At 48.3% G+C, this 11,891-nt stretch carries 10 protein-coding genes; 6 read left to right on the forward strand and 4 right to left on the reverse strand.

Annotated features, from left to right (window positions below; genetic code table 11):
• Positions 1-98 precede the first annotated feature (98 nt).
• Positions 99-875 carry an alpha/beta hydrolase gene (locus B5066_RS09525; protein ID WP_233133433.1) on the forward strand — a complete coding sequence of 259 codons (777 nt, stop codon included), beginning with the start codon at positions 99-101 and terminating at the stop codon, positions 873-875.
• Between the two features lie 32 nt (positions 876-907).
• Complete coding sequence (locus tag B5066_RS09530) at positions 908-1,966, forward strand: tetraprenyl-beta-curcumene synthase family protein (protein ID WP_079475700.1); 1,059 nt, start codon at positions 908-910, stop codon at positions 1,964-1,966.
• 40 nt (positions 1,967-2,006) lie between these two features.
• On the opposite strand, the gene B5066_RS09535 is transcribed toward B5066_RS09530, so the two are convergent.
• From B5066_RS09535 to mnmL, 3 genes are read right to left on the reverse strand one after another with little or no spacing between them, the layout of a single operon-like run.
• Positions 2,007-2,570 (reverse strand): beta-class carbonic anhydrase, encoded by a 564-nt coding sequence (locus tag B5066_RS09535; RefSeq protein WP_079475701.1) that lies wholly within the window; start codon positions 2,568-2,570, stop codon positions 2,007-2,009.
• Between the two features lie 6 nt (positions 2,571-2,576).
• Positions 2,577-3,212: a tRNA 5-(aminomethyl)-2-thiouridylate-methyltransferase MnmM gene (mnmM, locus tag B5066_RS09540; RefSeq protein ID WP_079475702.1), complete on the reverse strand. Its 636-nt coding sequence runs from the start codon at positions 3,210-3,212 to the stop codon at positions 2,577-2,579.
• Positions 3,209-4,177, reverse strand: a complete 969-nt coding sequence (gene mnmL, locus B5066_RS09545; protein ID WP_079475703.1) for a tRNA modification radical SAM protein MnmL/YtqA — start codon at positions 4,175-4,177, stop codon at positions 3,209-3,211. Before mnmL ends, mnmM begins: the two co-directional genes overlap by 4 nt.
• Before the next feature lie 364 nt (positions 4,178-4,541).
• Here mnmL and leuS point away from each other — a divergent pair, with 364 nt between their 5' ends.
• Entirely contained in the window at positions 4,542-6,962 is a 2,421-nt protein-coding gene (leuS, locus tag B5066_RS09555; protein ID WP_079475705.1) for a leucine--tRNA ligase, read from the forward strand.
• Positions 6,963-6,983: 21 nt separating this feature from the next.
• On the opposite strand, the gene B5066_RS09560 is transcribed toward leuS, so the two are convergent.
• Complete coding sequence (locus B5066_RS09560; RefSeq protein ID WP_079475706.1) at positions 6,984-8,279, reverse strand: BaiN/RdsA family NAD(P)/FAD-dependent oxidoreductase; 1,296 nt, start codon at positions 8,277-8,279, stop codon at positions 6,984-6,986.
• A gap of 133 nt (positions 8,280-8,412) precedes the next feature.
• On the opposite strand from B5066_RS09560, the gene B5066_RS09565 reads away from it, so the two are divergent.
• From B5066_RS09565 to ftsW, 3 genes are all read left to right on the forward strand, one after another.
• Positions 8,413-8,817: a secondary thiamine-phosphate synthase enzyme YjbQ gene (locus B5066_RS09565; protein ID WP_079475707.1), complete on the forward strand. Its 405-nt coding sequence runs from the start codon at positions 8,413-8,415 to the stop codon at positions 8,815-8,817.
• A 148-nt stretch (positions 8,818-8,965) separates the two neighbouring features.
• The gene (locus B5066_RS09570) at positions 8,966-10,570 is read left to right on the forward strand and encodes a putative polysaccharide biosynthesis protein (RefSeq protein WP_079475708.1); all 1,605 of its coding nucleotides are present in this window, start codon (positions 8,966-8,968) and stop codon (positions 10,568-10,570) included.
• Between the two features lie 123 nt (positions 10,571-10,693).
• On the forward strand, positions 10,694-11,845 hold the full coding sequence (gene ftsW / locus B5066_RS09575) for a putative lipid II flippase FtsW (protein ID WP_079475709.1): 1,152 nt from the start codon (positions 10,694-10,696) through the stop codon (positions 11,843-11,845).
• Positions 11,846-11,891 lie beyond the last annotated feature (46 nt).

Raw genomic sequence — 11,891 nt, forward strand, 5'->3', positions numbered from 1 at the left:
TTCTGCATTTCTAATGCAAGTGTAGCAAAAATAATAGTAAAATAAAGAAAGATATAGTTCCCAGTGTACTGGACCGAGGGAGAAAGGGGGCGATGATTTTGGAAAAAAGGTTAGTAGACCGCCCGCGTGGGGTAGTGGTGCTGGTTCATGGATCAGGAGAGCATTACCGGAGATATGAATGGCTGATCCATGTATTGAAACGCCAGCATCTGCATGTGATTACCGGGGACTTGCCGGGACACGGAGAAACTAACGGGCGAAGAGGCCATATAGATAGCTTCCGTGAATATACTGATACCGTATATGAATGGTATAGAGAAGCAGCTTCTTTTAAGCTGCCTATTTTTATGCTTGGCCACAGCATGGGGGGATTAATTGTCATTCGGGCGGTATCCGAGCGGTATATGCCAGTAAAAGGTATTATACTGTCTTCCCCCGCGCTTGGGTTATACGCATATCCAAACAGGGTCCGGGAATTGTCCGGAAGGCTTGCGCACCGGCTCATGCCGGGCAAAAATTTAAAAACCGGCATCCAAGCCCAGTATTTAACAAGAAATCCGGAGACGAGAGCCGAGTACCAGAAGGATGAATTAGTGAATGATACGGTTACGGTCCGCTGGTACCAGGAGATGATCCGGGCAATGCGGATCAGCCTGGCACAGCCGGAAAGCTTTCCGGATACGCCACTTCTGGTTATGCAGGCCGGAGAGGATTATATCGTTGATAAAGAAGCAACTGTGCGTTGGTTTAACCGGCTGCATACATCGGAACGAACGATTAAAATATGGAACAATCTTTACCATGAAATATTGAATGAGCCCGAACAGGAACGGGTGGTAAGATATATTATTCACTTTATGAATCAGCATTCCTGAAATGAACCAGCCAATCAAGGAGGCCTTTTGAAATGTCAGCACCGACGTCGATACCGACTATTATGTACTACGGGGTGAAAGACGCCCTGCCGGCTGCCCGGCAATACTTAAGCGAATGGAAGGAAAAAGCAGAACAGATCCCTGAGACGCTTTACCGGGAGGCCGCGCTCGAAGCCATCGATGAAAAAACGTTCCACTACGAGGGGGGGTCTCTTTATGCCCTAATTGCTCCTGAACATGCCCAGAGCGAGCTGCTTCGTTTTATCGTGGCTTATCAAAACATCAGCGATTATTTAGACAGCATCTGTGACATGAGCCAGGAGGAAGGGGAGGTCTTTTATCGTGACATTCACGAAGCGATGAAGCATGCCCTGGATCCGTCGGCGATCCAGGAAGATTATCTCAAAAGAAAAAAAGGAGATGGAGACGGAGGGTTTTTAGCGGATTTAGTTGAAACGTGCCAGTCCGCCCTGCAGAGCTTTCCAGGCTTTTCCGGCGCCCAGCCGTTTATGGAAGAACTGTCCATGTATTACAGGGAGATGCAGATATATAAGCACATTGATGTTAATGAACGTGAGGGGAAGTTGATTGAGTTTTATGAGCACTTTAAAGACCGTGTTCCACCGATGACCTGGTATGAATTTTGCGCTGCTTCGGGGTCGACGCTCGGCATTTATGCACTGGCCGGATACGCTGCCCGGTCACCACTTGCAGAGCTTCAGGCGAAGTCGATTAAAGAAGCTCATTTTCCTTATGTACAAGGGCTGCATATTCTGCTGGATTACTTTATTGACCAAGAAGAAGACGTAGAGCAGGGCTCGTTAAACTTCACCGAAAAATATGCGTCTGCCGGCCATATGATGTCGCGGCTGGAATTTTTTAAGTCTGAAGCAGATAAAAAAGTAGCTAAGCTGCCGGAATCTGGTTTTCATAAACAATTAAACAAGGGGCTTCTCTCCATCTATTTGTCTGACGAAAAAGTACAGGCAAATGAAAAAATGAAGCAGCAGGCAAAGCATCTGCTCCGCTTCGGCGGCATGACCTCGCTTATTTACTATTGGAATTCATGGATGTACCGGAAAAAAATATAAACGAAAAACCGCCTCTTCCCGAAAGAAAAGGCGGTTCTTTTTACATATCAGCCGTATCCAGTGAAGTAAGTTCTCCGGTCTCCGGGGAAATAACCAGGCCGTGCACTGGTGTTCCCGGCGGAAGGAGCGGGTGATTTCTCATGACCTGAACGGATTGATGCACGTTGTCCTCTACATCCGAAAAACCGCGCAGCCATTCGTGTACGGAGACGCCCTCAGCATGCATCACTGCCTCTGCATCGGATGAAACTCCCCGGTCATATGCTTTTTCAAGCACCTGGCCGGCCTGAAGACCGGTCATGCCGCATCCGTAATGGCCGATAATCAGCACTTCTTCGGCCTTTAATTCGTATAAAGCAACCAGAATACTTCGTGTAATACTGTCATACGGATCCGTAATCATTGCCCCGGCGTTACGGATCAGCTTTGCGTCTCCATTCCGGATACCCATGGCTTTAGGAAGCAGTTCAATAAGTCTTGTATCCATGCAGGTTAAAACAACGATACGTTTATTTGGAAATTTATCTGTTTCAAAAGCTTCATATTCTTTGTTTTGAACAAACTGCTGATTGTGCTCTAAAATAGATTTCACCACTTCTGACATGATTCATCATCCCTTCGTAGATATATGTGAATAAGCTTGAACTAATTCAGATAAGTGAGGAGTGTCTTCTCCTATTTTTTCAAAAGTTAACACGTAAGGGGGCGCCTTCTCTTGAAATTCCAGGCTGTACCGCAGCACCCGAACTTCCTGTTCCAAAAGTTCAGCAGCAAGGTGCTCAATGGCTGTACGCTCTGACTTTCCTCCAGGGTGGCCGTGATAAACGACGACGATAACCGGAACGCCCGGTGAAAACGTGTGAAGATAAGAAAGCACCGCTGCTGTCGTAGAAGAAGCGGACGTCACTATCTGCTTATCGCTTCCGGGCAGATACCCGAGGTTAAAGACGGCTGCCCGGACGCCTGTACTTTCCATTTTGGTGAGCACCGAAGCCGCACGCTCATGACTGCAGTGATGGAGAGTGACATATGAATCCAGGCTTTCCTTTTTTAATCGCGCATATGTAGCCTGGATGGCTTCGCCCTGAATGTCAAAGGCATGCACATGCCCGGAGGGAGACACCGCCTCTGCCAGAAAGGCAGTGTCCCCGCCATTTCCGCATGTGGCATCAATCACGGTGTCGCCGGGGCGAACATTCTGTGCAATCATCCAATGGGCGAAAGCCACAGCTTTTGGCAGAGTCATAAAGCTGCCGGAGCAGGCTGATAATATTTTCCCTGCCAGCTGTTTCTGCGGACCTGTTCTTTATGAATTTCATTGAGTACTTCGAACTTGTTCACGCTCCACATCGGCCCGATGAGAAGCTCAGTTGGCCCGTCACCGGTAATGCGGTGAATGAGCATGTCAGGCGGCAGAATTTCGAGCTGGTCCACGACGAGACTGACGTACTCATCACGGCCGAGAAACTCCACCATTCCTTTTTCATACTGCTTAACCATCGGTGTTTTTTTCAGTAGATGCAGCAGGTGAATTTTAATCCCCTGGACATCAAGGTCAGCAACAGCCTGGGCGGTTTCCATCATCATTTGGTGGTCCTCCTGGGGAAGCCCGTTGATAATGTGGGAGCACACGCGAATGTTATGCTTACGGAGCTTGTCTACGCCCTCTTTGTAGCATTCAAAATCATGTGCGCGGTTGATCGTTTCGGCAGTTGTTTCGTGTACCGTCTGCAGCCCGAGCTCCACCCACAGGTAGGTGCGTTCATTCAGCTCGGCCAGATATTCAACGACATCATCCGGCAGGCAATCCGGGCGCGTCGCAATAGAAAGACCGACGACGTTATCCTGGGCGAGCACTGCTTCATACATTTCCCGAAGTTCTTCCACGGGGGCGTAAGTATTGCTGAATGCCTGAAAATAACCAATGTATTTTCCGTTTTTCCATTTCTTGTGCATGCGGTCTTTAATTTCATGAAACTGGGTGATCACATCGTCGGCCCGGTTACCGGCAAAATCCCCGGAGCCTGCCGCGGAGCAGAACGTGCAGCCGCCGTGAGCGACGTTGCCGTCGCGGTTCGGGCAGTCAAACCCGCCGTCGAGCGGGACTTTAAAGATTTTATGGCCAAATGATTCCTTTAAGTGGTGATTCCATGTATGATACCGCTTCTCTCCCCAGACAAGCGGTTCTTCGTTTGATAATTCCGAGCTCATGAAGAGCCTCTCCTTCCATCGTGCATAAAATATTCCTTCTTATTTTAGCATGTTTTGCCTCTATTCCCAAAGTGCAAAGGAAAAGAACCACGGAGAAAGGCTTGACAGCAGGGGGATAAATTCATAAAATATCAAGTATTGAATATCGGCGTACTTTGTTTATCGTTATGCACCCAGCAGACGCTTGACGAAACGGGTGAGCGAAGCGTCAGAGTCGGAAACGCACTTGAGTGGCGTGTGCGCATCCCGCCGTTTGTTTCGTGGAATTTAAGCCTCTCGTCCCTGCTTTCCAGCTGGGAGAGAGGCTTTTTTACAGATAAACTCATCACAGATGCTCCAACTATTTAAAGGAGGAACGACAATCATGGCATATCCCCACCAACAGATAGAACCCAAATGGCAGTCATACTGGGAGGAAAATGAAATCTTTGCCGTATCCAACGCAGATACCGGCGCCCCGAAATATTATGCACTCGATATGTTTCCTTATCCTTCCGGAGCGGGCCTGCACGTGGGCCATCCCGAGGGCTACACCGCCACAGACATCACCTCAAGAATGAAACGCATGCAGGGCTATGATGTCCTGCATCCGATGGGCTGGGATGCTTTTGGCCTTCCGGCGGAGCAATTTGCGCTTGATACCGGAAAAAATCCGCGGGAATTTACTCAGGCGAACATTACCAATTTCAAGCGCCAAATTAAGGAACTGGGCTTTTCCTACGACTGGTCGAGAGAAATTAATACGACGGATCCGCATTATTATAAATGGACGCAGTGGATTTTCACGAAGCTGTACGAACACGGTCTTGCTTATATTGACGAAGTGCCGGTCAACTGGTGCCCGGCGCTTGGGACTGTGCTTGCCAATGAAGAAGTGATTGACGGAAAAAGTGAACGCGGCGGCCATCCGGTGGAACGCCGGCCGATGAAGCAGTGGATGCTCAAAATCACAGCCTACGCCGATCGTCTGCTTGAAGATCTCGAAGGACTGGACTGGCCCGACAGTATTAAAGAAATGCAGCGAAACTGGATCGGCCGCTCAGAAGGAGCGGAGCTGACCTTCCACGTCGAGGGGAAGGATCTTTCGTTTGACGTGTTTACGACCCGTCCGGACACTTTGTTTGGAGCAACCTACTGTGTATTCGCACCGGAGCATGACTATGTTGGAGAAATTACTACGCCGGAGCAAAAGGAAGCAGTGGAAAAATACCAGCACGATGCAGCTATGAAAAGTGATCTTGAACGCACAGAGCTGCAGAAGGAAAAATCCGGCGTATTTACAGGTTCGTACGCCATTAATCCAGTGAACGGGGAAAAAATGCCGATCTGGATCGCTGATTACGTTCTCGCCACTTACGGCAGTGGTGCAATTATGGCCGTTCCGGCGCATGATGAGCGGGACTACGAATTTGCGAAAACATTTGATCTTCCGATTGTGGAAGTGGTGGAAGGCGGAGACACGTCCCGGGAAGCTTATACGGAGGATGGCCCGCATGTAAACTCAGAGTTTTTGAATGGCCTATATAAAGATGAAGCGATCGGTAAGATGCTTGAATGGCTTGAAGAAAAAGGGCTTGGCCAAAAGAAAACAACCTACCGTCTCCGCGACTGGCTCTTCAGCCGCCAGCGGTACTGGGGAGAACCGATTCCGGTTATTCACTGGGAGGACGGCACGATGACCACGCTTCCTAAAGAAGAACTGCCGCTCGAACTTCCGGAAATGGACGAGTTCCGTCCTTCAGGCACGGGCGAATCGCCCCTTGCTACCAACACGGAATGGCTTGAAGTCACTGATCCCGACACGGGCATGAAAGGGCGCCGCGAGACAAATACGATGCCGCAGTGGGCCGGAAGCTGCTGGTACTTCCTTCGTTTTGCCGACCCGGAAAATGAAGAAGAATTGGCCTCCAAAGAAGCGCTTGAAAAATGGCTGCCGGTTGACCTGTATATAGGCGGTGCGGAGCATGCGGTGCTTCACCTGCTGTATGCACGGTTTTGGCATAAGTTTTTATATGACATTGGAGTAGTTCCTACAAATGAGCCATTCCAGCGGCTATACAATCAGGGAATGATCCTGGGCGAAAATAATGAAAAAATGAGTAAATCCAAAGGAAACGTAGTGAATCCGGATGAAATTATCCGCACTCACGGGGCAGATACGCTGCGTCTGTATGAGATGTTTATGGGACCGCTCGACGCTTCGATTGCCTGGTCAAACAGCGGCCTCGATGGTGCAAGACGCTTCTTGGACCGGGTATGGCGTTTGTTTGTAACAGACGAAGGAGCCATCCGGGAGAGCATCCATGATGAGAAAGCACCAGAGCCGTTCGCGCGAACGTATCATCAAACGGTGAAAAAAGTAACCGAAGAATTTACTGAACTTCGTTTTAATACTGGTATCAGCCAGCTGATGGTCTTTGTTAACGAAGCGAACAAGCAGGAGACGCTTCCGAAACAGGAGTTAAAAGGATTTCTGCAGCTGTTGAGCGCTATTGCGCCGCATCTGGCAGAAGAGCTTTGGAGCCGTCTCGGGGAAGAGCATTCGATTTCAAGGAGCAGCTGGCCGGTACACGATGAGCAGATGCTGATCGAAGATGAAATTGAAATCATTATTCAGGTAAATGGAAAGCTTCGGGCAAAAGCAGTGGTGCCAAGAGATGCCGACGAGAAGGACCTCGAATCGACGGCAATGGAGCAGGAAAAAATTGTGCAGGAGCTTGAAGGCAAGACCGTGCGAAAGGTTATTGCCATTCCAGGGAAGCTCGTAAATATTGTAGCTAATTAAAAAAAGCTGGCCGCTATGCGGTCAGCTTTTTGAGTAGGAGGCAGGTGTTTCAGTCTGGGCGGCAGGATATTCGGAGGCAGCTTTTCCTGCAGTATATCCGGTGGAAAATGCGCACGTGATGTTAAAGCCGCCGGTATAACCATGAATGTCTAAAATTTCGCCGCAGAAGAACAGTCCGCTTTTCAGCCTGGACTCAAGCCGTTTTGGAAATACTTCTTTGATGGAGATCCCGCCGCCGGTAACAAATGCTTCTTCGATCGAGAGCGTGCCATCTGCCGGAAAACGGAAATCGGTAAATAAAAGCGCAAGTGAGCGCAGTTTTTTGTTTGTGGCTTCACCAATGGTCATCGTACTGGAAATGCCTGATTCCTGCAGGAGAAAAAGCAGCAGTCGCTCCATTGCAAGGCCTTTAAGAGCATTTTTTACCGTTTTTGCTTCGTGGTTTTTTTTCAGGGACACAAGCCGCTGGAACATGGATTCATGGTTTTCCTCAGGATAGAGGGAAAGGCCAAGCTCCACCTGTTCGGTTTTATACTTTTTCAGCGCTTTCACGACGTACTGGCTGCAACGCAGGCCGATCGGCCCGGAAACGCCGAAATGGGTAAAAATCATGTCGCCGGTGTGGGTTTTAATAGCTTTACCGCCTGGCCGGTAAACTGTCAGGGCTACGCCTGAAAGAGAAATTCCTTGAAGCGTGCGGTCCTGGATGTAAGAAGCCGGAGAAGTAATAGGCACCTCTGTAGGGTACAACTCTGTAATTGTATGGCCTGCTGCTTCCGCCCAGGGATAGCCATCGCCGGTAGAGCCAGTCTTTGGTACGGATTTGCCTCCGGAGGCAATAATGATACGGTCTGCCTGAAGATAAGCGCCGTCTTCTAAATAAAGCCCCCGGACATGGTCTTCGCCGTAATCGATGGAAGAGACTTTGGTTTTGGTGCGTGTATGCACCCCAAGGCGTTCCATTTCGTCGAGCAGGGTATTCACGACAGTGATAGCTTTATCGTTAACAGGAAACATGCGTCCCATATCTTCTTCCTTCAGATCGATTCCAAGGTTTTCGAAAAAACGGATAATGTTTTCATTATCAAAGATGGAAAACGGGCTGTGCATAAATTTGCCGTTGCCGGGAATGTGTTCGATCAGCTCTTTACGTTCCATGCGGTTAGTGACATTGCAGCGGCCGCCGCCGGAAATAGCAAGCTTTCTTCCCAGTTTGGAGCCCTTATCAATTAAAGTGACATCGGCGCCGTGCTCTGCGGCAGCGACGGAGGCCATTAATCCTGCTGGACCACCGCCGATAACAATGACATTCGTCATTTTATTTATTCTCTCCTTACGACCTCGAAGCAATTATCCGGTAAGATTAAAATGCTTCGGAATCGGTTATAATAGCTGTATTGTATCATAAGAGAAAATTCATTTTTACACAAGGATAAAGGAGGCGGCTGAAATGCTGCGAAAGCTCGAACTATCTACTAATGAGCATGCAGAAATGATAGACGTTACGGAAAAGGTCCGTACGTATGTGAAAGAAGAAGGACTCGACCACGGAGCGGTTATCGTTTATTCTCCGCATACGACAGCGGGAATTACTGTGAATGAAAACGCAGACCCAAACGTGCAGCATGATATGCTTATGCGCCTTGATGAAGTATATCCCTGGGAACATGAAAAATATCGTCACGCTGAAGGCAACTCTGCTTCTCATTTAAAAGCAAGTACAATGGGTACAGAACAGACGATCATTGTAGAGCAGGGTGAACTTGTGCTCGGCACATGGCAGGGAATTTATTTTTGTGAATTTGATGGTCCCCGGCCCCGCACCTTTTATATTAAAGGCTTAAGCGACGTATAATAAAAAGTACGCCCGTTTTACAAAGAACGGGCGTTTTCCTTTATTTCTGATATTAATTTTCAGGCAAAGGGACGCCAGAATGGAAAATAGTATGGTAAAATTCGCATAGAGAGCACAAGACGATTACACGATGGAGCTGAACATAAGAATGTCTGATTCAAAATTTTTGCGGGGAACGCTTCTGTTAAGCATAGCGACATTTGTTTCGAAATTTTTAGGTATGATTTACATATTTCCGTTTGCGGCCATGGTCGGCCAGCAGGGGATCGCACTTTACCAATACGGCTACCAGCCATACACATTAATGCTCAGCGTAGCTACGCTCGGTATACCGATGGCTATGTCGAAATTTGTATCCAAATACAACGCCATGGGAGATTTTGAAACAGGCCGAAGGTTGTTTAAGTCGGGTCTTTTTTTTATGACCATTACCGGCATTGCAGCGTTTCTTATTTTATTTTTTGGCGCTCCGCTTATTGTGAATTTAATTTCGTTTGATTCAAGTGAAGCTTTTACATCAGATGATGTTGTGTTTACGATCCGCATGGTAAGCTTTGCTTTAATGATTATTCCAACGATGGCGATTATGAGAGGGTTTTTTCAGGGGCATCAGTCGATGGGGCCTACCGCTGTTTCACAGGTTATTGAGCAGGTTGTGCGTATTGTGTTCATTTTGGTGATGGCTTTGTTTATTCTGTACGTAGTCGACGGAAACCTCGGCACTGCTATTGGATTTGCCACCTTTGGAGCGTTTGTCGGCGGGTTGGCCAGCATGGCTGTACTAATTTTTTATTGGAAAAAAAGGCAGCGCTTTTTGCAGCGGGAACAGTCCCAAAGCACGGTGTCGAGCGACCTGCCATTAACAAGCATGTACAGTGAACTGATCCGGTATGCTCTGCCGCTTTCTTTTGTCGGACTGGCTATTCCCCTGTTTCAAATGGTGGACATGTTTACCTTCACCCGGGCACTGGAGCAGACCGGGGAATGGACGTCCGGGCAGATCCAGACAGCGTACGGTGCGTTCGCGGGCTCTTCCCATAAGCTGATTCTCATCCCTGTAGCAATTGCTACGGCCATGTCGATTACCCTTATCCCGACGATCACAAAATCATTTACAGGCAATGACCAGGATTTGCTGCAGCGCCAGATTACGCAGACCTACCAGGTGATTTTGTTTTTATCAGTGCCTGCCGCAGTCGGACTGTCGTTGCTTGCAAAACCAACATTCGGAGTGCTTTTTGGGACAGAGTCACTGGAAATAGGCAGCTACGTGCTGCAGCATTACGCGTATGCGGCCATCGTTTTTTCCCTTTTTTCAGTAAGCGCAGCTGTTCTGCAGGGAATCAACCGCCAGAAATATGCTATTGCCTCTCTATTAATAGGGCTGCTGGTGAAAATTATCAGTGCTTATGTGCTGCTATTACTTCTTGGCCCGATCGGGGGCATTTACAGTACGATTATTGGCTTTGCGTTCGGAGTACTGTTCAACGCATGGGCGATCGCGAAATTTACTGGTTTTCATTTTGGAGGCGTCTCGCGCCGGGGCGGTGTAGTGGTTCTTTTGTCATTAATTATGGGCCTCGGGGTTTTAATTACAAGAAACGGCATGGAAGTTTTATTTGCAGGCACGAGCTGGATGGATTTATTCATGGTGGAAATTATTAGTGTCGGTGTTGGCGGTGTGCTTTTTATGGCACTTGCCATGAAGAGCGGCCTGGCCGAAAGGGTTCTTGGGAAGCGCTTTTCAGCGTAAAGAAAACTCCTGCTTTCTGATCTTTTGTTCCGCGAGGGATGGTGATATAATTAATTCACTTTATAGAAACAGAGACAAACGCATCAAGCCGCCTTTTAAAAGGGGCGGCATTAGAGGTGAAACATGAAAACGTGGAGATATAAAGATTATGACTGGCTCTTGATCGGTGCGGTCGCGCTATTAACATTGTTTGGCATTATTATGGTGTACAGCGCAAGCTTTCCGCTCGGGATGAGGGCTTATGATGATGCGGCCTTTTTTCTTAAACGACAGATAATGTTTTTTATACTTGGAGTAGGTGTGTTTGCTTTCATGATGCATGTGCCTTATGAAAAATGGAAGAAAACCACACCATTATTGATAGGGTTGTCTATTTTTTTACTGTTGCTTGTGCTTGTAATAGGTAATGAAGTAAACGGGGCAAAAAGCTGGATCGGCTTCGGGCCGGTAAACATTCAGCCCGCAGAATTCGTGAAATTAAGTTTGATTATTTATCTGGCCCAGGTGTACTCTCAGAAGCAAAAGTATATTGACTCATTTATGAAGGGAGTACTGCCGCCGCTTATAGTTGTTGCTGTGCTGCTTGGATTCATCGTTATGCAGCCTGACGTTGGTACAGCGGCTGCTCTGATGATGACAACGATCGTAATTGTCTTCTTATCAGGAGCAAAGTTTCGGCATATGTTTATGCTCGGGGGAGTCGCGGCGGTGCTGTTTGCATATATTGCGCTGACAGAGCCTTACCGCCTGGCCCGGCTCGTCTCTTTTATGGACCCATTCGCAAATGCAGACGCTGTTGGCGGAGGCAGCTACCAGCTGATCCAGGGCTATATTGCCATTGCCCATGGTGGATTATTTGGGGTCGGCCTCGGGGAGAGCGTGCAGAAAATGAACTATCTTCCTGAAGCCCATACCGACTTCATTCTACCGATTATTGCTGAAGAGCTTGGGATTTTCGGGGTTCTGCTCGTCGTAGGCCTGCTTGGCGTTATTGCCTGGCGCGGCATAAAAATCGGGCTTCACGCTAAGGGGCAGTTTGGCACTTTGCTCGCTTTTGGAATTGTTTTTCAGCTGCTCAGCCAGGCTGTCATTAATGCCGGAGCGGTCGCGGGCATGATGCCAATTACCGGCCTGCCGTTTCCGCTTTTAAGCTACGGAGGCTCCTCTTTATTAATAACCCTGGCGATGCTTGGACTGCTGGCAAATATTTCCCGTAACAATAACCGGCTTGCCCGGGTCCAGGGCCAGGATATCAATAAACCAACTTCCGCATAGTGTAAAGAGACGTTGTTAACAGCAACGTCTCTTTTTCAGACCGGCA

This window comes from Marinococcus halophilus, assembly GCF_900166605.1.
In the GTDB taxonomy this organism is placed as follows: Bacteria; Bacillota; Bacilli; order Bacillales; family Marinococcaceae; genus Marinococcus; species Marinococcus halophilus.